The sequence below is a fragment of the Streptosporangium nondiastaticum genome, from assembly GCF_003011965.1.
GTDB classification, from domain to species: domain Bacteria; phylum Actinomycetota; class Actinomycetes; order Streptomycetales; family Streptomycetaceae; genus Streptomyces; species Streptomyces nondiastaticus.
Genome location: NZ_PXWG01000034.1, coordinates 1 through 24,742 on the forward strand (window position 1 = coordinate 1; position 24,742 = coordinate 24,742).

Genomic DNA, 24,742 nt, shown 5'->3' on the forward strand with positions numbered 1-24,742 from the left:
TGCCGGGACGCGGCGCGGAGGAACCCTGGGCCGGCGGCGCGGAGAACTCCGCGGCGGGCACCGGGGTGACCGGGGCCGGCTTGGCCGGAGCCGCCGGGGCAGGCTTCGGACCCGGGCGCGGACCGGGGGCCGGCGCGGCCGGGGACGGCTTGGGGGCAGCTGCCTCCGCCGCCGGCTTGGGGGCGGCGGGACGGGGCGCACCCGGAGTGGGGGCACCCGGCTTGGGGGCCGCGGACTTGCGCGGCGCCGCGGGCTTCGCACCGGGCTTGCCGGCGCCGCCGGGTCCCTGCAGTGCGTCAGTCAACTTGCGGACAACCGGCGCCTCGATCGTCGAGGACGCCGAACGGACGAATTCACCAAGTTCTTGGAGCTTGGCCATGACGACCTTGCTCTCCACTCCGAACTCCTTGGCGAGTTCGTATACCCGGACCTTAGCCACTTCGCTCCTTCTAGGTCCGGGGTGTCCACCGGACCGTCGCTACTTCATGGGCGTACTCATCGCGTACTCATCGAGTGCTCATCGCAATCTCGACCTACTTCCAACTCGCGAGGTACCTGACCGCACGGTTACCCGTGCCGTGCTTCTTACAGTGGGGCCATCCCCGCGCAGTGCGGGGCCGATCTACTGCTGTTCGATCTGTTCGATGCACCGGCGCAGCTCCGCCGTGTCGAGCGGCCCCGGGCTTTTGAAGGCCCTGGGAAACGCCCGGCGGCGGACCGCCAGGTCGAGACAGACCAGTGTGGGGTGCACGGAGGCACCCCGGCCGGGCAGCGTACCGCGAAGGTCGGGGACGCAGGCGCCCTCGATCATCACGATCCGCAGCAGATCGCCCTTGGCCGCTCGCTCCCGGCATCCCACACAGGTTCGCTCAGGGCATGCGCGGGCATGCGTCCGGCCAGACACTCTTCAGTCTACCTCCCCGCGCCCGCCCCACCCCTGGGGGGCAGTGATCGGGCACGTATGCGTTTCGGCCACGATGCCGGGGCCCGCGCGAACGCGGACCCCGGCATGGTGAACGTGATCAGGCTCGGCCGGATTCCCGGTCGGGCTGCTCGGTGTCCGGGCGGATGTCGATGCGCCACCCGGTGAGGCGCGCGGCCAGGCGGGCGTTCTGCCCCTCCTTGCCGATCGCCAAGGAGAGCTGGTAGTCGGGCACGGTCACCCGGGCGGAGCGAGCGGCGAGATCCACGATCTCGACCTTGCTCACCCGCGCGGGGGACAGGGCGTGGGCCACCAGCTCGGCGGGGTCGTCCGACCAGTCGACGATGTCGATCTTCTCGCCGTGCAGCTCCGCCATGACGTTGCGGACCCGGCCGCCCATGGGGCCGATGCAGGCGCCCTTGGCGTTGAGGCCGGAGCGCGTGGAGCGGACCGCGATCTTGGTGCGGTGGCCCGCCTCACGGGCGATGGCGGCGATCTCCACGGAGCCGTCGGCGATCTCCGGCACCTCGAGGGCGAACAGCTTCTTGACTAGATTCGGGTGGGTGCGCGAGAGCGTGACGGACGGGCCGCGCACGCCCTTCGCCACCCGTACGACGTACGTGCGCAGGCGCGTGCCGTGCTTGTACTCCTCGCCGGGGACCTGCTCCTGCACCGGCAGAATGGCCTCCAGCTTGCCGATGTCCACCAGGACGTTCTTCGGGTCCTTGCCCTGCTGGACGATGCCCGCGACGACATCGCCCTCACGGCCCGCGAACTCACCGAAAGTGATCTCGTCCTCGGCGTCGCGCAGACGCTGGAGGATGACCTGCTTGGCGGTGGTCGCGGCGATCCGGCCGAAGCCGGAAGGCGTGTCGTCGAACTCGCGGGGCTCCTCGCCCTGCTCCAAGTCCTGCGGGTCCTCCTTGGCCCACACCGTCACGTGACCGGTCGAGCGGTCCAGCTCCACGCGGGCGCGGCGGCGGCTTCCCTCGGTGCGGTGGTAGGCGATGAGGAGGGCCGACTCGATCGCCTCGACCAGCAGGTCGAAGGAGATCTCCTTCTCTCGCACCAGACCCCGCAGGGCACTCATGTCGATGTCCACGGCTACGCCTCCTCTTGGCTCTCGTCGGTTTCGTCGGCGGCCTGTGCCGCCGCGTCTGCGGTCTTCTCCGCGGCCTTGCGGTTGAACTCGATCTCCACGCGGGCCTTGGCGATCTCGCCGAAGGCCAGTCGCCGCGAGGTGGGCTTGCGGCCCTTCACCCCGGGGACCTCCAGGTCCAGCCCCTCGTCGTCCACCGCGATGATGCGGGCCACGAGCTCGCCGCCCTCGGCGAGCTGCGCCTTGATCAGACGACCGGTGGCACGCACGTAATGACGGTGCTCGGTCAGGGGGCGGTCGGCGCCGGGAGAGGTGACTTCCAGAACGTACGGGGCGCCGCCCATGGCGTCCGTCTCGTCGAGCTTCTCGGAGACGGCGCGGCTGACTTCCGCGCACTCGTCCAGCTCGACGCCCGCATCGGAGTCCACCACGATGCGCAGCACACGCCGCTTGCCCGCCGTGGTCACCTCGATCTCTTCCAGATCCAGCTCCCGCGCGCTCACGAGAGGGGCCAGCAGCTCGCGCAGCCGCTCGCTCTGGGTGGTGCTCATCCGGGTGACTCCTCGGCCGCGTGTGCTGTTGTGGGAAAGTCGCGTGTCAGGTCAAAGCCTATCTGTTCCGGCAGCCGACTGACGATTCGGTGCCTCGTCCGTGGCCTTCGGGTGGCGCGCCGGTACGCTCACGTGCGGTGATCATGACCCGACCGGCGGAAAGAGGAACGTGGCGTTCACGACGACGACGCGGGGCCCGGCCGGCCCGCACCGACGCAGGGTACTGGTGGGGGGCGCGGCCGTTGTACTGGGCGCCGCCGGCGGGGGGCTGCTGACCGGCTGTTCCGGCGGCACGGGGGCGTCCTCCGACGCCTCGGGCCGCTCGGGCGACGAGCATCTGCGGGCCGCTGCGGAGCACGCCTCGCTGGCGCTGCTCGCGCGCTACGACGCCACGATCGCGGTGCACGGGGGGCTCGCGGAGCGGTTGCGCCCGCTGCGCGGGGAGGTGGCGCGCCATGCGGAGGCGTTCGGTGCGGCGCATGGGGCGGCGCATGGGGCGTCGGGCACGCCGCGTGGGGCGGCGAGCGAGGCGGGGCATGAGGCGGGCTCCGCGGAGTCGCATGAGGCGGCGGAGCCGGCCTCGTCCGGCTCTATCGAACCTTCTGAACCTTCGTCTTCCTCGGCCTCTCCGTCTCCCTCCGGCCCTTCGCCCGCTGTTTCTTCTTCGCCGGCCGGTTCTTCGTCGCCGCCCCGTGCGGACGGCGTGCCGGGCGACGAGAAGGCCGCGCTGGCGGCGCTGGCCGACGCCGAGCGTCGCACGGCGGACAGCCGCACCAAGGACCTTGCCTCCGCCTCGCCCGAACTCGCCCGGCTGCTCGCCTCCGTGGCCGCCGCCGGCGCGGCCCACGCGTACCTGCTGGGGAGTGACTCATGACGGAGACGGCGAGCTCCCGCGCGCCGAAGGACCCCGCCGCGCGAAGGGCGTTGCAAACCGCACAGGCCGCGCTCGGGGCCGAGCACGCCGCCGTGTACGGCTACGGGGTCGTCGGCGCGCGTGTGGCGCAGGAGCGGGCGGCGGAGGCGCGTGAGGCGTACGACGCGCACCGCGCGCGGCGGGATGCGATGAGCCGCGCCGTGCGGGACCTGGGCGGCGTGCCGGAAGCCGCGGCCGCCGGATACGCGCTGCCGTTCGCCGTCACCGACGCGGACGCCGCCGTACGGCTGGCGGCGGAGCTGGAGGCACGCGTCGCGGCCGTGTACGCCGATCTCGTGGGTGCCGCGGGCGGTGCCCTACGGGGTGAGGCCGCGGGTGCGCTGCGGGAGGCGGCAGTGCGCGCCGTGCGCTGGCGCGGCGGCGGCGTAGCCTTCCCTGGGCTCCCGGAGCGGAGCGCTCCGGAGCAGCCGAGCAGTTCACCGGACCACACCTGACCAGCAAAGACGAAAAGGACAGCACAGGGATGAGCAACGCCGACGACCGCTTCGCAGCACCGGAGCGGCTGGTGCGGGCCCTGGGCTCCGAGCCGGTGGACGAGGCCGCCCACCAGTGGCTCGCGTCGCTGCCGGAACGGGTGCGCGACTTCGCGGAGCGCTGGGAGCTGACGCCCGAACGGGTGCACCAGCCGGGCGGGCGGAGCAGCGTCGTCGTCCTTGCGCACCGGGCGGACGGCACGGGTGTCGTGCTCAAGCTGGAGAAGCCGGGTGGGGCCGCTGCACTGGAGCAGGCGGCGCTCGCGCACTGGAACGGCCTGGGGGCGGTCCGGATGCTGCGCGCCGAGCAGGAGGCGGGCGCGCTCCTCTTGGAGCGGCTGCGGCCTGGTGTGAGTCTGCGGTCCCTCGCGGAGCAGAAGGCGGTCCTGGAGGCGACCGCAACGCTGCAGCGGCTGTGGGTGCGGCCCGCGGAGGACCATCCCTTCACGACGGTGGCCGACCACACGGCACGGCTGGCGGGCGCGCTGCGGAAGCTGTCCGAGGAGGCGTGGGCCTCCGAAGCGCGAGCCGTCGTCGACGAGGCCCTGGAACTGCGGGACGCACTGGCGGCCGACTCCGGCGAGGCGCCGTCCCTGCTGCACGGCAACTACCAGCAGGGCAAGGTCCTGGCGGGCGACAGGGCCCCTTGGCTGTCCGTCGGCCCCAGGCCGCTGGTGGGCGAGCGCGCCTACGACCTCGCGTGGCTCGCCCTGGACCGCGTCGACACCCTGATGGCCTCCCCCGGCGCCGCGGCGATCGCCCGCCGGCGCGTGGCCAAGCTGGCCGACGCCTTGGACGTCGACAGCAACCGGTTGCGGGGCTGGGCCCTCTTCCGCGCCGCCGAAGCAGGCATGCGGGAGCTCTCCGGCGGTACCCGCGCACGGGGCGAACTCCTCCTGGAGTTCGCAGGGATGCTCTGAGGGGGCAAGGGCCAGGGCACGCGCGCGGGCCCGGGTGAGAGGGCACGGGGCGGGAGCGGGAAGGCAGGCATGAGGCCCCCTGCATGAGGCGGCGCCGGGTGAGGCGCTTGGGCCATGCCGCGTGGCCCCAAACCTGCGCCTCATGCGCAGGAGCCCCGCGTGGAACGCCGCCTCATGCGCAGGAGCCCCATGCGGAACGCCGCCTCATGCGGGGGGCCTCATGCAGGCGGGACGGCCACGCGCGCCATCACCATGGCGGCCTCATGCGGGCCCGCAGGCCCGCCCCATGCGGTCGGGGCACGGGGCCCCGACCGTCTCCGACGGAACGTCAGCGGAGGGCGCTGAGGCGCTCGATCGCCTCGGCGACCGGCAGTTCCTCACGGGTGCCGGTGCGGCGGTCCTTCAGCTCCACGATTCCCTGGGGCGCGCCGCGGCCGACCACCAGGATGGTCGGGACGCCGATCAGCTCGGCGTCGGTGAACTTCACGCCCGGTGAGACACCGGCGCGGTCGTCGACGAGGACCCGTACGCCCGCCGAGCCCAGCTTGTCCGCGAGCTCCAGGGCGAGTTCGGTCTGCACGGCCTTGCCGGCCGCGACGACGTGGACGTCGGCGGGCGCGACCTCGCGGGGCCAGCACAGGCCGGCCTCGTCGTGCGTCTGCTCCGCGAGGGCCGCCACGGCACGCGAGACACCGATGCCGTACGAGCCCATGGTCACGCGGACCGGCTTGCCCTGCTGCCCGAGGACGTCGAGGCCGAACGCGTCGGCGTACTTGCGGCCCAGCTGGAAGATGTGGCCGATCTCGATCGCCCGCCCGATCTCCAGGCCCGCCCCGCAGGAGGGGCAGGGGTCGCCCGGCTCGACCACGACGACGTCGAGGTACTGGTCGACCTCGAAGTCCCGGCCGCACACCACGTTGCGGGCGTGCTTGCCGGACTTGTTGGCGCCGGTGATCCAGGCCGTGCCGGGCGCCACGCGCGGGTCGGCGATGTAGCGCAGCCCGAGGCCCTGCGGGCCGACGTAGCCCCGTACGAGCTCGGGCCGGCCCTCGAAGTCCTCGGCCGTGACCAGTTCGACGACGGCGGGCGCCAGGTGCTCCCCCAGCTTGCCGAGGTCGACCTCGCGGTCGCCGGGCACGCCGACGGCGGTGATCTCGCCGTCGACCTTCACGAGGAGGTTCTTCAGGGTCGAGGAGGCCGGTACGCCGAGGTGGGCCGCGAGCGTCTCGATGGTGGGCGTGTCCGGGGTGTCGAGCTCCTCGACGGGGCCGTGGCCGGCGGGGTCCACGGGGCTCACCTTGACGGTCACGGCTTCCGTGTTGGCGGCGTAGTCGCACTGGGGGCAGTCCACGAAGGTGTCCTCGCCCGCCGCGGCGGGTGCCAGGAACTCCTCGGACGCCGAGCCGCCCATGGCGCCCGAGACGGCCGAGACGACGCGGTAGTCGAGGCCGAGGCGCTCGAAGATGCGGGTGTACGCCTCACGGTGCAGGCGGTAGGACTCGGCGAGCCCCTCGTCGGTGGTGTCGAACGAGTAGGAGTCCTTCATCTGGAACTCGCGCCCGCGCAGCACGCCGGAGCGGGGACGCGCCTCGTCCCGGTACTTGGTCTGGATCTGGTAGAGGATCACGGGCAGGTCCTTGTAGGACGTGCACTGGTCCTTGACGGTGAGGGTGAAGATCTCTTCGTGCGTGGGGCCCAGCAGGTACTCGGCACCCTTGCGGTCCTTGAGGCGGAAGAGGAGGTCGCCGTACTCCTCCCAGCGCCCGCTCGCCTCGTAGGGCTCCTTGGGCAGCAGCGCCGGCAGCAGGACCTCCTGGCCCCCGATGGCGTCCATCTCCTCCCGCACCACGCGCGAGACGTTGTCCAGCACCTTCTTGCCGAGCGGCAGCCAGGTCCAGACACCGGCGGACGAGCGGCGGACGTAGCCGGCGCGGACCAGCAGCTTGTGGCTGGCGGTCTCCGCGTCGGCAGGGTCGTCGCGCAGCGTCTTCAGCAGCGTCGTGGACATGCGCTGGACATGGGCCATGGTCGGTCTCCTGGCAGGGCGTAGGGAATTGTCAGGAGCCTAGCGGGAGCCGAGGGCACCCCTGAAACGAGTTCTCGGTGACGGTGGCACCGGCCGCCTCATGCGCAATCGTTGGACATCCCAACAGAGTGGCATGAGGCGGGCCCGCCGGACCGTGGGGCGCCCGCGATCGGAGCAGCGCTTCCCTTCCCCTTCCGTCTACGCCCTCACCCCAGCAGGGGCAGCGGCGCCCCCATCACCACGTACGGGCTGGGCGCGCTGGGGAAGTGCACGGGGCGTGCCAGGTCGCGGTACCCGAGCTTGCGGTAGAGGGCGCGGGCGGGGGATTCGGTGTCGATGGCCGAGAGGATCGAGCGGGGCTCCGCGGCACTGTCGGTGATCGTGGTGATGAGGGACCGCCCGATGCCCCGCTTCTGGAAGTCGGGGTGGACGTGCAGTTCGGTGATGACGAAGGAGTCGTCGAGCCAGCCGTCGGTGCCGGTGGCGCGCAGATACGGTTCGACGACCCCCGACCACCAGTGGCCGCGGTCGTTGGGCATGCCGTAGACGAAGCCGACGAGCCGACCGGTGCCGGTCGTCGCCCCGAGGGCGCGGGAGCCTCGGGAGGCGAGGTGGCGCAGCACGATGTGGCGCCGTACGGCGATCTCTTCCTCGCTGAGCCCGAAGGCCAGTGCCTGCACGGCCAGTGCGTCGTCGACCCGCGCGGCGAGGTCGAGCGGCCCGACCACGATGTCATCCATGCGGGGAGGCTACCCGTCCGTACCCCGCGCACGGGGCCGGGCGGCTCAGAACAGCACGCTCATGAACGCGCCGGTCTCCTCGAAGCCCACACGCCGGTAGGCGGCCCGGGCGGCGGTGTTGTAGTCGTTCACGTAGAGGCTGACGACCGGCGACACCTCGGCGAGGGCGTAGCGCAGGACGGCCGCCATACCGGTGACGGACAGGCCGCGCCCGCGGTGCTCGGGGGCGACCCAGACGCCCTGGATCTGGCAGGCCTGGGGCGTGGCGGCGCCGATCTCCGCCTTGAAGACGACGCGGCCGTCCTCGATGCGGGCGAAGGACCGCCCGGATCCGACGAGCTCGGCGACCCGGGCCTGGTAGAGGAGGCCGCCGTCGCCGGCGAGCGGCGAGACGCCGACCTCTTCGGTGAACATGGCCACGCAGGCCGGCATGATCACTTCCATCTCGTCCTTGCGGATGCGGCGGACGAGGGGGTCGGGCTCGATGTCGGCGGGCATGGAGCGGGCGACCATGAGGGGCTGGTGGGCGCGGACCTCCCGCGCGGGGCCCCAGTGGGGCTCGAGGAGCGACCACAGCGCTGCGGTGGCCTCCGCGGGGCCCACGATGGACGAGCAGCGGCGCCCCGCGCGGCGTGCGCGGTCGGCGAAGGCCCGTACGGCCTCGGGGCCCGCGCAGATGGGGACGAGGTTGGCGCCGGCGTAGCAGAGGGATTCGAGACGTCCGCCGGCGTACCAGCCCCACATCTCGCCGCCGAGCCGCCAGGGGTCGAGGCCCGCGACCTGGACGCGGGCGGCGACGAAGGCGTTGGCGACGGGGTCGCGGCCGAGGACGGCGAGGGCGGCCTCGATGTCGCCGGGCTCCAGGACCTTGGTGGTGGTCGTCGTCAGCACGTGTGGTTTTGCCTCACCGTCACGGGGCCCGAGGCCATGGGAAACAGGTCTTGGAACTGTACCTCCAGGCCTCGGGGCGTACCCCCTTCGCGGCCCGCACGGGGCGGGAAACAGCGGCGCCCCGCCCCGTACTGGACGGAGGCGGGGCACTGCCTCATGCGCGGGCGCATGAGGCGGCTCGTGCATGGGCGCACGGGGCGGCCTCATGCACGGGTGCACGAGGCGCGGAAGCAGCGGTCAGCCGGCGATGCTGATCTTGGGCTCGCCGGACTCGACGCCGTCCTTCTGCATCTGCTCGGCGATCTTCAGGGCTTCCTCGATGAGGGTCTCCACGATCTTCGACTCGGGCACGGTCTTGATGACCTCACCCTTGACGAAGATCTGGCCCTTGCCATTGCCCGAGGCCACCCCCAGATCGGCCTCTCGCGCCTCGCCCGGACCGTTCACCACACAGCCCATCACCGCAACGCGCAGCGGCACCTCCATGCCCTCCAGACCGGCACTGACCTGGTCCGCGAGCTTGTACACATCCACCTGCGCACGACCGCACGACGGACACGAGACGATCTCCAGCCGGCGCTGACGCAGCCCCAGCGACTCCAGGATCTGCATGCCGACCTTGATCTCCTCCGCCGGCGGCGCCGACAGCGAGACCCGGATCGTGTCACCGATACCCTCCGACAACAGCGCACCGAACGCCACCGCCGACTTGATCGTGCCCTGGAACGCGGGACCCGCCTCGGTCACACCCAGGTGCAGCGGGTAATCGCACTGCGCCGCCAGCTGACGATAGGCGTTGACCATCACCACCGGGTCGTTGTGCTTGACCGAGATCTTGATGTCCCGGAAACCGTGCTCCTCGAAGAGCGAGGCCTCCCACAGCGCCGACTCCACCAGCGCCTCAGGCGTCGCCTTCCCGTACTTCTGCAGCAGACGCCGGTCCAGCGACCCCGCGTTCACACCGATCCGGATGGGAGTGCCCGCATCCGAGGCCGCCTTCGCGATCTCCTTGACCTTGTCGTCGAACTGCTTGATGTTGCCCGGGTTCACCCGAACCGCCGCACACCCGGCATCGATGGCGGCGAAGACGTACTTCGGCTGGAAGTGGATGTCCGCGATCACCGGGATCTGCGACTTCTTCGCGATCACCGGCAGCGCATCCGCATCATCCTGCGTGGGGCAGGCCACACGCACGATCTGACAGCCGGACGCCGTCAGCTCAGCGATCTGCTGGAGCGTCGCACCGATGTCCGACGTCCTGGTCGTGGTCATCGACTGCACCGAGACCGGTGCGTCGCCTCCGACGGCCACGGAGCCGACCTGGATCTTGCGGCTGACCCTGCGGTCGGCGAGCTTGATCGGAACGGAGGGCATTCCAAGCGAAATCGCAGTCATGTGGCGAGCAACCCCAAGGTGTGAATCAAGGTCCCGAGATCGGCGGGCTCCGCTTCGAGATTACGGCACCCGGTCCGTTGGAAGCACATCCCACCGCGGAGGCCCCTCAAACGCGGGCGACCGGCCACAAACTCCGGCCGGTCGCCACAAACGGGCGTTTGTCCTCACTTCGCGCTAGGTGAGCCGCACCGGGTTCACCACGTCCGCGATGAGGACGAGAAGAGTGAAGCAGATGAAGATTCCCGCCACCACATAGGCGACCGGCATCAGCTTCGCGACGTCGAACGGTCCCGGGTCGGGGCGGCGGAACACCTTGGCGAAGGCGCGCCGCACGGACTCCCACAGCGCCCCGGCGATGTGCCCGCCGTCCAGCGGCAGCAGGGGCAGCATGTTGAACAGGAACAGCGAGAGGTTGAAGCCCGCGACCAGGAACAGCATGGTTGCGATCTGCTGCGACGGCGGGATGTCGAGGTTGAACACCTCGCCGCCGACCCGTGCCGCCCCGACGACGCCCATGGGGGAGTCGGCCTTGCGCTCGCCGCCGTCGAACGCGGCGTTCCACAGGTCGGGGATCTTGCTGGGAAGAGCGATCAGCGACTCGACGCCGGACTGCACCATGTCGCCCATACGGTCGACGGACTGGCCGAAGGTCTGCGGCACCACGCCCGTGGCGGGCGCGAAGCCGAGGAACCCGGCCGTCACGTACTGCCCCTTGATGGGCGCGCCCTTGCTGTCGTACTTCTGGACCTGGTTGGAGATCAGGTTCGCGCTCAGGGTCTTGCGGACGCCGTCGCGCTCGACCGTGACGGTGGCCGGGCCGGTGGTCCTGCGGATCTCCTTCTGGAGCGTGGCCCAGTCGTCCGTACGGTGCCCGTTGAAGGCCACGATCTTGTCGCGCGGCTTGAGGCCGGCGGCCTTGGCCGGGGAGTCCGGGTTGCCCTTGCCGCACTTGTCGGTCGGGGCGCTGGCGGCGACGACGCACTCGGAGACGGTCGAGACGGTCGTCGTCTGCGTGCTGATCCCGAAGGACATCATCACGCCGAGGAAGATCGCGACGGCCAGGACGAGGTTCATGAACGGGCCGGCGAACATCACGATGACGCGCTTCCAGGGCTTGCGCGTGTAGAACAGCCGCGTCTCGTCGCCGGGCTGGAGCTCCTCGAAGGCGGCCGAGCGGGCGTCCTCGATCATGCCGCGCCACGGCGAGGTGGAGCGGGCGGCGATCCGCCCGTCCGCGCCCGGCGGGAACATGCCGATCATGCGGATGTAGCCGCCGAGCGGGACGGCCTTGATGCCGTACTCGGTCTCGCCCTTCTTCCGCGAGAAGATCGTCGGCCCGAAACCGACCATGTACTGCGGCACGCGGATGCCGAAGAGCTTCGCGGTCGACAGGTGGCCGAGCTCATGCCAGGCGATCGAGAACAGCAGGCCCACCACGAAGACGACTATCCCGAGGACCGTCATCAGTGTCGTCATGCGCGGGCCTCCGAGGTCGCCTTCGCGGTACGGGCCGCCGGGGCCGTCCGCGCTGCCAGTTCACGGGCCCGGGCGCGTGCCCAGGCCTCCGCTTCCAAGACGTCCGCGACGGTGAGACGGGTTCCCGTGGTGGGCGTGCCGTGTTCCGCCACCACCTCCGCGACCGTATCGACAATCCCGTTGAACGGCAGCCCGCCGGCGAGGAAGGAGTCGACGCACTCCTCGTTGGCGGCGTTGAAGACGGCGGGCGCCGTGCCGCCCAGCCCGCCGACGTGCCGGGCGAGCGCGACGGACGGGAAGGCCTCGTCGTCGAGGGGGAAGAACTCCCAGGTGGAGGCCGTGGACCAGTCGAAGGCGGGGGCCGCGTCCGGGATCCGCTCCGGCCAGCCGAGACCGATGGCGATCGGGCCGCGCATGTCGGGCGGGGTCGCCTGGGCCAGCGTGGAGCCGTCGGTGAACTCCACCATCGAGTGGACGTAGGACTGCGGGTGGACGACGACCTCGATGCGGTCGAACGGGATGTCGTACAGCAGGTGTGCCTCGATGACCTCGAGGCCCTTGTTGACGAGGGTGGCGGAGTTGATCGTGATCACCGGCCCCATGGACCAGGTGGGGTGAGCGAGCGCGTCCCGGGGGGTCACGGAGGCCAGCTCGGCCTTCGTACGGCCCCTGAAGGGCCCGCCCGAGGCCGTGACGACCAGCTTGCGGACCTCGGCGCGCGTGCCGCCCAGCAGCGCCTGGAAGAGCGCGGCGTGCTCGGAGTCCACGGGGATGATCTGCCCGGGCTTGGCGAGGGCCTTGACCAGGGGACCGCCGACGATGAGCGACTCCTTGTTGGCCAGCGCGAGCGTCCGGCCGGCCTCCAGAGCTGCCAGGGTCGGCGCCAGGCCGATCGAACCGGTGATGCCGTTCAGGACGGTGTGGCACTCGCTGCGGGCCAGCTCGGCGGCCGCCTCGGGCCCCGCGAGGATCTCGGGCTGCGGCTCCGCCCCGTACTGCGCCGCCAGCGCCTCGCGCAGCGCGGGCACGGTGTCGGTACGGGCAACGGCGACGGTGCGCACCTTCAGCTGCCGCGCCTGCTCGGCGAGGAGCCCCACGCGGCCGCCGGCGGCCGACAGGCCGGTCACCCGGAACCGGTCGGGGTTGCGGAGCACGAGGTCGATGGCCTGGGTGCCGATCGAGCCGGTCGAACCGAGGATCACGATCTCGCGCGGTCCGCCCGCGGCGGTGGGGGCGGAGTAGCGCAGATGCGGGTCAGCGAGGGAGTCCGTCATGGGCTCCATTGTTGCCTCTTCCGCGCGGAGGGCGGACAGGGAGCCCCTGTCCGCCCTCCGTGGGGTGACATCCGCATGGGGCGGGACACGCCCGCACGGGGCGGTGAAGCTGCCGCATGAGGCGGTGAGGGTGCCGCATGAGGCGGAGGAGCATCGCGTGAGGCACGGAACACCCGCATGAGGCGGAGCGGCGCCGCATGGGGCGCCGAAGCGCCCGCATGAGGCGGCGGGACTCAGCGGATGGGGCGGTGGACGTTGTCCGTCTTGGCGGGGCCGGGGGTGGCGTCCGCGATCCAGGGGCCGTCGCCGCTGGGGTCGAGGATGCCGGCCTCGAGCCACTCGTACGCCCCGGACATCACGCCGGAGACGACCTTGCGGTCGAGATCGTCGGTGTTGGTCCACAGCCGCCCGAAGAGCTCCTCGACGCGGATCCGGGCCTGACGGCAGAAGGCGTCGGCGAGCTCGTACGCTTCCGCCCCGTGCTCGCCCTCGGCACGCAGCCGCTCCGCGCGGACGCATGCCGCGCTCATCGCGAAGAGCTCCGCGCCGATGTCGACGATGCGGCCCAGGAAGCCCTGCTTGGTCTCCATGCGCCCCTGCCAGCGCGACATGGCGTAGAAGGTGGAGCGCGCGAGTTTGCGCGACGACCGCTCCACGTAGCGCAGGTGGGTGGCGAGGTCGCGGTGACCGGAGGGGTGGAACTCGGCGTAGGTACGCGGGAGCTGCCCGGGCCCGGTGACCAGCTTGGGCAGCCAGCGGGCGTAGAAGCCCCCTGCGCGGGCGCCTGCGCGGGCCTTGTCGCCCAGGGACTTCTCGGGGTCGATGAGGTCGCCCGCGACGGAGAGGTGGGCGTCCACGGCCTCACGGGCGATCAGCAGGTGCATGATCTCCGTGGAGCCCTCGAAGATGCGGTTGATGCGGGCGTCGCGCAGCATCTGCTCGGCGGGCACCGCGCGCTCGCCCCGTGCGGCGAGCGAGGCGGCGCTCTCGTAGCCCCGTCCGCCGCGGATCTGCACGAGCTCGTCGGTCATCAGCCAGGCCATCTCGCTGGCGTACAGCTTCGCGAGGGCGGCCTCGATGCGGATGTCGTTGCGGTCCTCGTCGGCCATCTGGCCCGACAGGTCGAGGACGGCCTCCAGGGCGAAGGTCGTCGCGGCGATGAAGGAGATCTTCGAGCCGACCGCCTCGTGCCGGGCGATGGGCTTGCCCCACTGCTCGCGTGCCGTGGACCACTCGCGGGCGATCTTCAGCGCCCACTTGCCGCCGGCGACGCACATGGCGGGGATGGACAGCCGGCCGGTGTTGAGCGTCGTCAGGGCGATCTTGAGGCCGGAGCCCTCGGGGCCGATGCGGTTGGCGGCGGGGACGCGCACCTGGTGGAAGCGCGTGACGCCGTTCTCGATGCCGCGCAGGCCCATGAAGGCGTTGCGCTGTTCGACGGTGACGCCTTCGGCCGTGGCCTCCACCACGAAGGCCGTGATGCCGCCCTTGTGGCCCTCGCTCTTGGGCACCCGCGCCATGACGACCAGCAGGTCGGCGACGACGCCGTTGGTGGTCCAGAGCTTGACCCCGTCGAGGATGTAGTCGTCGCCGTCGGGGACCGCGGAGGTCGCGAGGCGCGCGGGGTCGGAGCCGACGTCGGGCTCGGTGAGCAGGAAGGCCGAGATGTCGGTACGGGCGCAGCGCGGCAGGAACGTCTCCTTCTGCTGCTGCGTGCCGAAGAGCTTGAGCGGCTGCGGGACGCCGATGGACTGGTGGGCGGAGAGCAGCGCGCCGACGGCGGGGCTGACGGAGCCGACGACGGCGAGGGCCTTGTTGTAGTAGACCGAGGTGAGTCCCAGGCCCCCGTACTTGGTGTCGATCTTCATGCCGAGGGCGCCGAGCTCCTTGAGCCCGTTCACCGTCTCGTCCGGGATCCTCGCCTCCCGCTCGATGCGGGCGGGGTCGATGCGGGTCTCGCAGAAGTCGCGGAGCTTGGCGAGGAACTCCTCGCCGCGCCGTACGTCCTCCAGGGCCGGGGTCGGGTGCGGGTGGATCAGATCGAGGCGGAACCGGCCGAGGAAGAGTTCCTTGGCGAAACTGGGCTTCTTCCAGTCCTGCTCCCGGGCCGCTTCGGCGACCTGGCGTGCTTCGCGCTCGGAGACCGGTCGTACGGATGGTGCGGTCATGAGGCACCTCGCCGCTTCAGTCGGGGCCGTCCCGGTCGGCTACCGACCGGTACTACTGGACCGTATGTACCCGATCCTCCCGGCATCTACCAGACCTCGCGCAACGATCCGGTCCGGGCGGGCGGGGCACGGAGCCTTGCCACAGGCACGTGGGGCCTTCGCCGCATGAGGCGGGGCATGGGGCCGGTGTGCGGGGTACTGGACCGCGGCGGCATGAGCCCATGTGACCCGCACAGCGTAGGCGTGAGGCGGGGCTCGGGCGGGGGCCCGGAGCCGCTCAGTTTCCCGTGCCGGGGACCACGAGGCCGTTCTCGTAGGCGACGACGACCGCTTGCGCGCGGCTGCACAGGCCGAGCTTCGCCATGGCACGGTTGAGGTGCGTCTTGACGGTGGCCTCGCTGATCACGAGTTCGGCGGCGATCTCCGCGTTGGACAGGCCTCGTGCGGTGTGCCGCAGCACCTCGAGCTCGCGGCTGGTGAGCGCGTCGAGGGCCGTTCCGGGCGGGGCGGAGGGGCTCGCTTCCGCCCGCCGGGTGAAGGCCTCGACGAGGCGGCGGGTGACGCTGGGGGCGAAGAGCGTGTCACCCCCGGCGACCGCCGTGACGGCGGCCAGGAGCCGCTGCGGCCCCGCGTCCTTGAGCAGGAAGCCGGCAGCGCCGGCGCGCAGGGCCGCGTACACGTACTCGTCGAGGTCGAAGGTGGTCAGCACCAGGACACGGGGCGCGGGGGGCGGTGCGTCGCACAGGATCCGTTCCGTGGCGGTGATGCCGCTGAGGTCGGGCATCCGGATGTCCATGAGGATCACGTCGGGCCGGTGCTCGGCGGCGAGCGCCACGGCCTCCTCGCCGCCGGACGCCTCGGCGACGACCTCCATGCCGGGGGCAGCGCGCAGCAGTGCGGCGACACCGGCGCGGATGAGGACCTGGTCGTCCACGACGAGGACGCGTATGTCCCCCGTGCCGCCCGCCTCAGGCGCCTGCGCCCCGCCCGCCTTCCCCGTCATCCCCTGCCGTCCCTCTCCCGCGCGCCGCCGGCTGCAAGGGAAGGGTGAGCCGGACCTCGAACCCGCCCTCGTCCCGCGGTCCTGCCGCCAGGGTTCCCCCGTAGATCCTGGCGCGCTCGCGCATGCCGATCAACCCGTGCCCGCCCGACGGAACCGGGATGGCCGGAACGTTTCCCCGCCCGTCGTCGGTGACCCGGACCGACAGCTGGTGCGGCAGGAACGCGATGCGGACCGTGGCCCGCGCGGGGCGGGCGTGCTTGATGACGTTGGTCAGTGCCTCCTGGACGACGCGGTACGCGCACAGGTCCGGTCCCTGGGCGAGCGGGCGCCGCTCCCCCACGATCTGCAGCTCCACTTCCACGCCTGCCGCCCTTACGCGCGCCGCCATGTCCTGGAGCCGGTCCAGCCCGGGCGTGGGCTGGTAAGGGCCTTCCTCGCCGACGCTCTCCCCAGTGCCCTCGGGGCCGACGCGCAGCACGGCCAAGAGCCGGCGCAGTTCCTCCAGTGCCTCGCCGCTGGCGGCCGAGATAGTGCCGAGCGCCCCATGGGCGGTGCCGGGATCGGCCGTGAAGACGTATTGGGCGAGCCCTGCCTGAACGGAGATCACCGACATGTGGTGGGCGACCACGTCGTGCAGTTCGCGGGCGATGCGGACGCGCTCCTCGGCGACGGCACGGCGGGCGTTCTCCTCGCGCTCGCGCCGCAGCTGCTCGGTCAGCTCGGAGAGGGTGCGGTTGCGGGCGCCCAGCTTGCGGGCGTTGTCGCCGAACTTCCACATGATGAACGGCACGACGAGCGCCTGGGCGATGGCCGTCGTCGGGGCGTTGCTGCCGGAGAGCAGCGCCCCCGCCACCCACACGGCGGCGAAGGCGGCTCCGCAGGCCGCGGCCTGGACCGTGCGGCGCATGGACGCGACCGTGTAGAGCGCCAGCATCAGAGCCGCGCTGTTGACGACCGGCCAGAACCCCGCGGCGATGTACCACAGCCACAGGGCCGCGGCACTGGTGAAGACCGCCACGGGGGCGCTGCGGCGGGCGGCGAGCAGGAGGTTGATGACGCAGATCAGCGTGTAGCCGAGGGCGTCGGGCCGGTCCCAGGACCAGCCTTCCGGCGGGCGTTCACCGGCGAGCAGCAGCGCTACGGCGGTGAGCCCCGCCGCCAGCGGCACGTCCAGTGCCGCCCTCGGCCGGCCCGCAACCTGCCCTCGTAGCGCCCGCACGGTCCGCATCGCCGCAGCGTAGCCATCCCGGGGACGGCTCGGCATCGGTCAGGCGGAGGCTGTCCCGCCTACCGCGCTGGTTGGAGACCGCCGAGCGGCTGCTGCGCGGGTTGAGGGCGGAATTCCACCCGTTACGGGACGACCGGCGCGCACGCGGTCCGTACCGTCGGTGAGGTCGGCCCGGCATCGGTCACGGGGGACGGGCCGACGGGACGGGGGAACCACGGGGAACGCAGTGCGCTCCGTGCTCCGTGCTCCGGCACGGGGCTGCGGGGCGCACTGTGTGGATGCGGGACGGCTGGATGACGGCATGAGGCGGCGGCACCGAGGCGCCTCATGGCGCCGCATGGGGCGACGGCCCTGAGGCCCCGGCACGGGACGGCTCGGAGCCGGCATGGGGCCGCCTGGCGCGCCGTACAGGCGCATGAGGCGGCGCCGCATGAGGCCCCGTTGCTCGCCGCATGAGGCAGGAAATGCCGACGGACATGCAGCGGTCAGTCGCCGACGGTCAGCACGATCTTCCCGGAGGTGCGGCCCGTCTCCCCCAGCTCGTGCGCCTTGGCCGCCTCGGCGAGGGGCAGGACGGCGGCGATCTCCGTGCGGAGCCGTCCGGACTCGACGAGCTCGCTGATGCCCTGCAGGCCGGCGAGGTCGGGCTCGACCATCATGCGCACGGCGCGGATGCCGCGTTCGCGGGCCTCGGCCATGATCGGCTCCTGCAGGGGGAGCAGCGAGACGAGGGTGCCGCCGGGGCGCAGGGTGCGCAGGGAGCGGGCCGGGTAGTCACCGCTGATGGACTCCACGACGACGTCGAGGTCTTCCAGCTCCTCGGCGAAGTCCTGCTCGCGGTAGTCGATGAGTTCGTCGGCGCCGAGGCTGCGCAGGAAGTCGTGCTTGGCGGCGCCGGCCGTGCCGATGACGTACGCGCCCCGGGCCTTGGCGATCTGCACGGCCAGGTGGCCGACGCCGCCCGCTGCCGCATGGATGAGGACACGCTGACCCTCCGTGACCCGGGCGGTGTCGACGACGGCCTGCCAGGCGGTGAGGGCCGCGAGGGGCAGGGCTGCGGCCTGCACGTGGTCGAGGCCCCGGGGCTTGGGGGCGAAGTGCCGGGAGGGCGCGGCGACGTACTCGGCGTAAGCGCCCGCCGGGTGCGGGAAGCGCGGCATGCCGTAGACCTCGTCACCCGGGGCGTACAGGGTCACGCCGTCGCCGACCGCATCGACCACGCCCGAGACGTCGAAGCCGAGACCGAAGGGCGGGACCTGGCCCGAGTAGTAGTAGCCACGTGCTCGGGTCTTCCAGTCGGCCGGGTTGACCCCTGCGGCCCGTACCCGCACCAGGATCTCGGTGGGGCCCGGCACGGGGCGGTCGGTCTCGACCAGCTGCAGCACCTCGGGGCCGCCTGCGGTCTCCTGGCGGATGGCGTGCATGCGGGTGGGGGTGGCGGCCATGGTGGTGCTCCTTGCAGTCGTGCCGTTCGGTTCGATGTCCCCAAGATTCGCGGAGATCGTGTACGGCAACGAGTGGCCTGACTGCCATGGTTCGCCAGGATCGGGCCAGAGGTGGGGAGCCGTGGCCGGGAACGCCGACGGCCGGGGCGCGCTTCATGCGCGTCCCGGCCGTCCGGTGAACTCTGCCGCCTGCAGGCGGGCTCTTTGTCAGAGCGCCAGGCCCGTCAGCACGAGCACCCGCTCGTACGTGTAGTCGTCCATCGCGTAGCGCACGCCCTCACGGCCCACGCCGGACTGCTTGGCGCCGCCGTAGGGCATCTGGTCGGCGCGGTACGAGGGGACGTCGCCGATGATGACGCCGCCGGTCTCCAGCGCGCGGTGCGCCCGGAACGCCGTCTGCAGGTCGTGCGTGAAGACGCCGGCCTGCAGGCCGTACGGGGAGTCGTTGACCGCGGCGAAGGCGGCCTCCTCGCCCTCTGCCTTGGTGATCGTCAGGACCGGGCCGAAGACCTCCTCGCAGGCGATGGTCACGTCCGCAGGGACGTCCGCGAGCACGGTCGGGGCGTAGGTGGCACCGTCGCGCTTGCCGCCCGCGAGGAGAGTGGCGCCGTTCTCCACAGCCTCGTTCACCCAGGACTCGACCCTCTTGGCGGCGTCCTCGCTGACCAGCGGGCCGACGTCCGTCGCGGCGTCCGACGGGTCACCGGTGACCTGGGCCTCGACGGCGGCGACGACCTTGGGCACGAGGCGCTCGTACAGCGAGGCGTCCGCGATGACCCGCTGCACCGAGATGCAGGACTGGCCGCCCTGGTAGTTGGAGAACGTCGCGATGCGCTGCGCGGCCCAGTCGAGGTCCTCCTCGGAGGACCAGTCGGCGAGGACGACCGCCGCACCGTTGCCGCCGAGTTCGAGGGTGACGTGCTTGCGCGGGGCCGAGTCGAGGATCGACCAGCCCACCGGGCCGGAGCCGGTGAAGGAGATGACCGGCAGCCGCTCGTCCTGGACGAGGGCGGGCATGCGGTCGTTCGGGACCGGCAGCACGCTCCAGGAGCCCGCCGGCAGGTCCGTCTCGGCCAGGATCTCGCCCAGCACGAGGGAGGAGATCGGGGTCGCCGGGGCGGGCTTGAGGATGATCGGCGCGCCGACTGCGATCGCCGGGGCGACCTTGTGGGCGCTCAGGTTCAGCGGGAAGTTGAACGGCGCGATGCCCAGCACGGTGCCGCGCGGGAAGCGGCGTGTGAGCGCCAGGCGGCCGGTGCCGCCGGCGTCGGTGTCCAGACGCTGCGCGTCGCCGGCGTTGAAGCGGCGGGCCTCCTCGGCGGCCCAGCGGAAGACCGAGACGGCGCGGCCGACCTCGCCGCGGGCCCACTTGATGGGCTTGCCGTTCTCGGCGGAGATGAGCTGGGCTATCTCCTCGGCGCGCTCGGTGAGCCGCTTCGCGACGTGGTCGAGGGCGGCGGTCCGCACGTGGGCGGGCGTCGCCGCGAACTCCTCTCGAACGGCGTGCGCGGCGGCAACGGCCTCCTCGACCTGTGCCTCGGTGGGCACGCTCACGGTGCCGACGAGACGGCCGTCCCAGGAGTTCGTGACGTCGAAGGTCTCCTCGCCGGTGGCCTCGCGGCCGGCCAGCCAGAACGCGTGGGGAGCAGTCACAATCCCGGCCCTTCCCAAGTGGTGTGGATATTGCTCCCCCACCGTAGGTGCGGGGCGGCCGGGCGCCGATTGTCCGTGGTGGAGCAGTACCGCGGGAGGGGGCACCGCAATGGCGGGGTGGCGGGCGCATCAGGGTCACCCTCGCGCCTGCCCCGGGGCCGCCTTGCCGGCCCGCCGGCTTCCAGCTGCCGGCATTCCGTCCAGGAGGCGGGGCCTGGGGGCCTGAGGCCCGGGGGTCTGAAGGTGGCCCGCCCGCTGCCTGAGGCCACCGCTGCACTCCAGGTCCGGCCGTCGCCTGAGGCGGTTCCCATCCCCCGCATGAGGCCGCCCGCCGGTCTCCGGGCCCGGCCGTCGCCGACTCCCGGCCTCAGGCCGCCCTCACTCCTGACCTGAGGCCGTCGTCACTCCTGACCTGAGGCCGTCGTCGCCTTCAAGGCCAGCCACAGCTCCATGCGGACGTCCGGGTCGTCGAGTGAGCGGCCCAGGATCTCTTCCACCCTGCGCATGCGGTAGCGGAGGGTGTGACGGTGGACGCCGAGGTCCGCCGCGGCCGCGTCCCACTGACCATGGCGGGAGAGCCAGGCCCGCAGGGAGGCCACGAGGTCGCCGCGGCCCGTGGCGTCGTGTTCGTACAGGGCCCGCAGCATGCCGTCCGCAAAGGCCCGTACGGCGTCGTCCGCAAGGAGCGGCAGGACGGAGCCGGCGGCGACCTCCTCGTGCTCGACGAGGACCCTGCCGCGGCGGCGCGCGACGGACAGGGCCTGCTCCGCCTGGCGGAAGGCCGCCGCCGAGGCGATGGGCCCCGCGGGAGCGGAGAGGCCGATGACGAGGTCGCAGGCGGGTGCCGCGGTGCTGCGGTCCCGCGGGCGGGTCTTCGTCCCGCGCCGGGTCTCTATGGCGCGCGCGTGCTCCCCGCATGCATCCGCCACCGCTCCGCCGTCGGGGGCGAGGACGACGAGCCGCCCGCCGTCCGGGACGACCAGCAGCGGCTCCGCCACCCGGCCCGCCGCCGTCTCCAGCGTGTCCGCGAGGACCGCGAGCGGGTCCACAGAGGCTTCGGTCTCCTCCTCGGGTGCCGCGGCGTCAACGTCGGCCGCCGTCTCCACCGCCTCGGCGACGATCACTCGGAACGGCGCGTCCAGAAGGCTGCCGTACAGATCGCCGGCCACGGCCCGTGCGTGATCGGGTTCGCCGGCCAGCAGCATGCGCAGCAGCGCCGCTCCCAGCCGCTGCTCCGCCTCCTGCAGAGCCCGGGAGCGCTCGGTGGTGAGGGTGAGCAGGGCGATGGCGGAATGCACGGCGTAGCGTTCGGCGGTGCCCAGGGGCGCGCCCGTCCCGACGGCGAGGACTCCGCGTGCGCGCCGCCCGGAGCCGAGGGACTGCAGTTCGACCCGGTCGGCTCCCTCCTCGGCGGGGTCCGTGCCCAGGACGGCGGTCGCGGGCGCGGGGCGCTCCCGCAGCCGTTCCACGTCCGCTCCGAGGCGCGCGGCACGGCGCACGGCCCAATCGGGCGCCGCTGCGACGAGCCCGCCCGAGGCGTCGTACAGCGCTGCCCAGCCGTCGAGGTGCGCGGCCAGCCTGGCGACGAGGGCGGCCGGGCCGTCCGGCCCGAGGGCGGCCCGGGTGAGCTCGCGCTGGGCCTCGAAACCGGCGGTCACCGCCCGGTACTGGTCGGCCGCGATGGCCGCGGACACGGCCTTGGTGATGGCGATGAAGGGAGTGCGCCGAGGCACCTCCAGCAGCGGCAGGCCCTCCGCAGCGGCGGCGTCGACCAGGGCACGGGGCACCGTCTCGTAGTTGACGCCGACCGCGAAGCCCAGACCCACGACGCCGGCCCGCACGAGGCGGCGGACGTACCGCTGCATGGCCTCCGGATCCTCCGCGTCGATCTTCAACGCGGTGATCAGGAGCAGCTCGCCGCCGTCCATCCACGGAACCGGGTCGGCCAGCTCGCTGACGTGCGCCCAGCGGACCGGCCTGTCCAGCCGGCCCTCCCCCGCGAGCACGGTGAGTTTCAGCGCGGAGTGGTGGACGAGTGAAGCGAGCGTGGGGGGCATGGCACCTTCGGAGGGGGTGTCGCGACAACAGTGCCGCCGCGTATGAACTACTGGGACCGATTCTGCCTCAGTGGAGCAATCGCGGGGAACAGGACCGCTTCACCGCTGCAGATCGATCAGTACCGGAGGCGCGCTGCTTCCCCGTACGGAGGTCACGGACAGCACGGCGTGTCCCGCGGGCACACCGTGCGCCAGTTCGGAGGCCGACCAGCGCTCCCGCTCCACCTTGCGGACCGTCACGGACTGGGCCGTGACCGCCCGCCCCGTGACCAGCCTGCGCACCACATGGGTGACACGGGTCAGCGGCTCGTGGGCGATGACCTGACGGTCGGTGACGTCACGGGTCTCCACCCACTCCTTGCCCCACACCTCCGCGAAGCGCGCCCCGTCCCACGTCGTCACCCCGGAGAAGGCCATGCGGCAGCCGACAGCGCCCAGCAGCGCACTGCGCAGGGACTCGGGTACGTCGTCGAGCGTGCGGAGGGTGAGCAGTACCCCGGCGTTCGCGGAACGGAGCCGCCCCAGGCCCCGTACCGCCTCGGGAGTGGCGGCGTGGGTGGCGTCGTCGAGTACGAGGCAGGCGAAGAGGGAGCGGTCCCCCCGGGCGACCGCGCACTCCGTGAACTGCGCGAGGACGAGCCGGGCCAGCATCCGCGACGCCTCGGCGTGCCCTCGTTCGGGCAGGTCGATCCGGACGCGCAGGGGGTGTTCCAGGGCGCGCAGGGAGAAGGTGCGGGAGGCGTCGGTGGTGTCGAAGAAGCGGGCGAAGGCGGGGCGGTCGAGGAGCGCGAGGCGGTCGGCGAGCATGGGGCCGGCGTCGCCGGGACGGTGCGCCTGGCGTTCCCGCGCGTCGATCTCCCGGACGAGGGCCTCGTGCCCCGCCTCCACGAGGGAGGCTCGCAGGGCACCCACCGCGGCCGGTGAGCCGTCCAGGAGCTCCCTCAGTTCGGGGACGGACGGGAATCGGCCGTGGGCGGCGCGGTAGGGGCCGAGGATCTGGGCCAGCACTGTTGCGGCCCGGCGCCCGCCCTCGCCCGGCAGCGTGGCGGTGAGGTCACCCACGAGCCCTTCGGCGAGGACGGCGGCGGCCTCGTCGGGGTCGTCGGTGCCGCCGTACAGGTCGAGGTCGTACGCGGAGTCCTGCCGGCCGATCCGCACCACGACGTCGAACGCCTCGTCGGGCGCCAGCCCCGCTCCCGCCGCGCCGACCGCGACGACGGCCGTCCGTCCGGCGAGGGCTTGCAGGCACTGCGACTCCAGCACGGGGCGGACCAGACGGTCGGTCTTGCCACTGCCGGGCGGGCCGACGGCGAGCAGGGACGTGCCGAGCAGGCTGGGGTCGAGGGCGTATCCGGCGCCGCGGTGCACGTAGGGATTGCGTTCGTCGTCCACGGCGGCGCCGATGCGCACCTGCCGGGTGACGAGGTCGTGGCGGGCGGCGCGGACGGGCAGGTCGCGCGCACCGGAGGGGTGGGCGCAGGCGGCCGCTCCGTGCCGCAGAACGGTTTCGGTGAAGGAGGCGAGCCGTCCGGGCTGCACGCGTACGGACTGCCAGGCGCGTTCGATGCGGGAGTGGTCGACGTCGTTCATCAGCCCGGCGCGGGCCTCCGCGGCGAGCCGGTCGGCGGCCTCGTGCGCGCCCGCGGCGCGGAGCTGAGGCCAGTCGGCGGGGTCCTGGCGGGGGCCGCCTCCCACGGCGGCGGGGATGACGCCGCCGTCGTCCCACAGCCGCGCGAGCAGCGGGGCGACGTACCGCCGCCAGACCTGGGGCCAGCGCCCCAGGCGGCCGAAGACGTAGATGAGCGCGCCGAGGCAGATGGCGTAGTAGATGTAGACAGTCCACACCGCCGCCATGCCCCGGTGCCAGGAGTCGGGCGTCAGGACGGTGAGCGGCCAGAGCCAGTACGAGCCGAGGTAGCCGTTCCAGAGCAGCGAACCCAGCAGCCAGCCGCACAGGACGGCGATGACCGCCCCGCTGAGGAGCTGCCGCCCTGGGAGGCGGTCCGGCTCCTCGGGCGGCTTGGGGCGGTAGCCGTACGCCCAGATGCCGGGCCCGGCGGCGACGCGGGACGCGCGGAGCCAGGTGAGGAACGGGGACCGGTCGTGCGAGGCCGCCCCGGGCGCTCTCCCGGGCTGCTGCGGCACGGTACGGGGCCGGGGCGGGGCCTCCACGGGCACGGGGGGAGGTGCCCCGTGCGGCATGGGGGGTGCGGCATGAGGCATGGGCGGCGGCACCGGCACGCCGGCGTGCCGGTGCGGCCGGGGCGGGGCTCCGGCTGCCTGGGCAGGCGCCTCCGCCGCCCCGGGCGGGCCGCCTCGTGCACCCGGTGCGTCGTACGTGCCCTCGTGCTCCATCGCTGCCCCTCGCCCCCCGCCGGCCGGCTTCCTGCTTGTCGTGTGAGTGCGCGCCGCAGCTCAATCTAGTGGCCCGCCGTGGCGAGTTCAGCGCCCCGGGCCATGTCATCCTCGTGATCACCGGGACACGCG

20 protein-coding genes are annotated in these 24,742 nt (G+C 72.6%); 3 read left to right on the top strand and 17 right to left on the bottom strand.

Annotated elements, in window-relative coordinates:
• From B7P34_RS15360 to rimP, 4 genes are all read right to left on the bottom strand, one after another.
• Nucleotides 1–439: translation initiation factor IF-2 N-terminal domain-containing protein (locus B7P34_RS15360; RefSeq protein ID WP_189382800.1), on the bottom strand; the 439-nt coding region annotated here is incomplete at its 3' end.
• A 183-nt stretch (nucleotides 440–622) separates the two neighbouring features.
• Entirely contained in the window at nucleotides 623–859 is a 237-nt protein-coding gene (locus B7P34_RS15365; protein ID WP_286157479.1) for a YlxR family protein, read from the bottom strand.
• A 163-nt stretch (nucleotides 860–1,022) separates the two neighbouring features.
• The gene (gene nusA, locus B7P34_RS15370; protein ID WP_223267887.1) at nucleotides 1,023–2,012 is read right to left on the bottom strand and encodes a transcription termination factor NusA; all 990 of its coding nucleotides are present in this window, start codon (nucleotides 2,010–2,012) and stop codon (nucleotides 1,023–1,025) included.
• 14 nt (nucleotides 2,013–2,026) lie between these two features.
• A complete protein-coding gene (rimP, locus tag B7P34_RS15375) occupies nucleotides 2,027–2,572 on the bottom strand; it encodes a ribosome maturation factor RimP (protein WP_106676850.1) in 546 nt (181 codons plus the stop codon).
• A 169-nt stretch (nucleotides 2,573–2,741) separates the two neighbouring features.
• On the opposite strand from rimP, the gene B7P34_RS15380 reads away from it, so the two are divergent.
• Genes B7P34_RS15380 through B7P34_RS15390 form a run of 3 tightly spaced genes read left to right on the top strand, consistent with a single transcriptional unit; the run spans nucleotide 2,742 to nucleotide 4,899 of the window.
• Nucleotides 2,742–3,446 (top strand): hypothetical protein, encoded by a 705-nt coding sequence (locus B7P34_RS15380; protein WP_106676852.1) that lies wholly within the window; start codon nucleotides 2,742–2,744, stop codon nucleotides 3,444–3,446.
• Nucleotides 3,443–3,940, top strand: a complete 498-nt coding sequence (locus B7P34_RS15385) for a ferritin-like domain-containing protein (protein WP_106676854.1) — start codon at nucleotides 3,443–3,445, stop codon at nucleotides 3,938–3,940. The genes B7P34_RS15380 and B7P34_RS15385 overlap by 4 nt, the downstream gene beginning before the upstream one ends.
• Nucleotides 3,941–3,969: 29 nt before the next feature.
• Complete coding sequence (locus B7P34_RS15390; RefSeq protein ID WP_106676857.1) at nucleotides 3,970–4,899, top strand: aminoglycoside phosphotransferase family protein; 930 nt, start codon at nucleotides 3,970–3,972, stop codon at nucleotides 4,897–4,899.
• Nucleotides 4,900–5,227: 328 nt separating this feature from the next.
• Here the strand turns inward: B7P34_RS15390 and B7P34_RS15395 are convergent, their stop codons facing one another.
• The 13 genes from B7P34_RS15395 to B7P34_RS15455 all read right to left on the bottom strand — a co-directional run bounded on the left by B7P34_RS15395 (nucleotide 5,228) and on the right by B7P34_RS15455 (nucleotide 24,433).
• Nucleotides 5,228–6,925 carry a proline--tRNA ligase gene (locus B7P34_RS15395; protein WP_106676859.1) on the bottom strand — a complete coding sequence of 566 codons (1,698 nt, stop codon included), beginning with the start codon at nucleotides 6,923–6,925 and terminating at the stop codon, nucleotides 5,228–5,230.
• Between the two features lie 206 nt (nucleotides 6,926–7,131).
• On the bottom strand, nucleotides 7,132–7,665 hold the full coding sequence (locus B7P34_RS15400) for a GNAT family N-acetyltransferase (protein WP_106676861.1): 534 nt from the start codon (nucleotides 7,663–7,665) through the stop codon (nucleotides 7,132–7,134).
• 45 nt (nucleotides 7,666–7,710) lie between these two features.
• Nucleotides 7,711–8,556 (bottom strand): GNAT family N-acetyltransferase, encoded by an 846-nt coding sequence (locus tag B7P34_RS15405; RefSeq protein WP_106676863.1) that lies wholly within the window; start codon nucleotides 8,554–8,556, stop codon nucleotides 7,711–7,713.
• Between the two features lie 237 nt (nucleotides 8,557–8,793).
• Nucleotides 8,794–9,951, bottom strand: coding sequence for a flavodoxin-dependent (E)-4-hydroxy-3-methylbut-2-enyl-diphosphate synthase (ispG, locus tag B7P34_RS15410; RefSeq protein WP_106676865.1), 1,158 nt, complete (start codon nucleotides 9,949–9,951; stop codon nucleotides 8,794–8,796).
• Between the two features lie 174 nt (nucleotides 9,952–10,125).
• On the bottom strand, nucleotides 10,126–11,427 hold the full coding sequence (locus B7P34_RS15415) for a M50 family metallopeptidase (RefSeq protein WP_106676867.1): 1,302 nt from the start codon (nucleotides 11,425–11,427) through the stop codon (nucleotides 10,126–10,128).
• On the bottom strand, nucleotides 11,424–12,629 hold the full coding sequence (gene dxr / locus B7P34_RS15420) for a 1-deoxy-D-xylulose-5-phosphate reductoisomerase (RefSeq protein WP_223267888.1): 1,206 nt from the start codon (nucleotides 12,627–12,629) through the stop codon (nucleotides 11,424–11,426). Before dxr ends, B7P34_RS15415 begins: the two co-directional genes overlap by 4 nt.
• A gap of 305 nt (nucleotides 12,630–12,934) precedes the next feature.
• On the bottom strand, nucleotides 12,935–14,869 hold the full coding sequence (locus B7P34_RS15425; protein WP_106676869.1) for an acyl-CoA dehydrogenase family protein: 1,935 nt from the start codon (nucleotides 14,867–14,869) through the stop codon (nucleotides 12,935–12,937).
• Between the two features lie 277 nt (nucleotides 14,870–15,146).
• The gene (locus B7P34_RS15430) at nucleotides 15,147–15,872 is read right to left on the bottom strand and encodes a response regulator (RefSeq protein WP_106676871.1); all 726 of its coding nucleotides are present in this window, start codon (nucleotides 15,870–15,872) and stop codon (nucleotides 15,147–15,149) included.
• On the bottom strand, nucleotides 15,838–17,100 hold the full coding sequence (locus tag B7P34_RS15435; RefSeq protein ID WP_106676873.1) for a sensor histidine kinase: 1,263 nt from the start codon (nucleotides 17,098–17,100) through the stop codon (nucleotides 15,838–15,840). Before B7P34_RS15435 ends, B7P34_RS15430 begins: the two co-directional genes overlap by 35 nt.
• A gap of 485 nt (nucleotides 17,101–17,585) precedes the next feature.
• A complete protein-coding gene (locus tag B7P34_RS15440) occupies nucleotides 17,586–18,545 on the bottom strand; it encodes an NADP-dependent oxidoreductase (RefSeq protein ID WP_223267880.1) in 960 nt (319 codons plus the stop codon).
• A 207-nt stretch (nucleotides 18,546–18,752) separates the two neighbouring features.
• The gene (locus B7P34_RS15445; RefSeq protein WP_030369689.1) at nucleotides 18,753–20,198 is read right to left on the bottom strand and encodes an aldehyde dehydrogenase family protein; all 1,446 of its coding nucleotides are present in this window, start codon (nucleotides 20,196–20,198) and stop codon (nucleotides 18,753–18,755) included.
• A 401-nt stretch (nucleotides 20,199–20,599) separates the two neighbouring features.
• On the bottom strand, nucleotides 20,600–22,255 hold the full coding sequence (locus B7P34_RS15450) for a PucR family transcriptional regulator (protein ID WP_106676875.1): 1,656 nt from the start codon (nucleotides 22,253–22,255) through the stop codon (nucleotides 20,600–20,602).
• 99 nt (nucleotides 22,256–22,354) lie between these two features.
• Nucleotides 22,355–24,433, bottom strand: a complete 2,079-nt coding sequence (locus B7P34_RS15455) for a hypothetical protein (RefSeq protein ID WP_223267881.1) — start codon at nucleotides 24,431–24,433, stop codon at nucleotides 22,355–22,357.
• Nucleotides 24,434–24,742 lie beyond the last annotated feature (309 nt).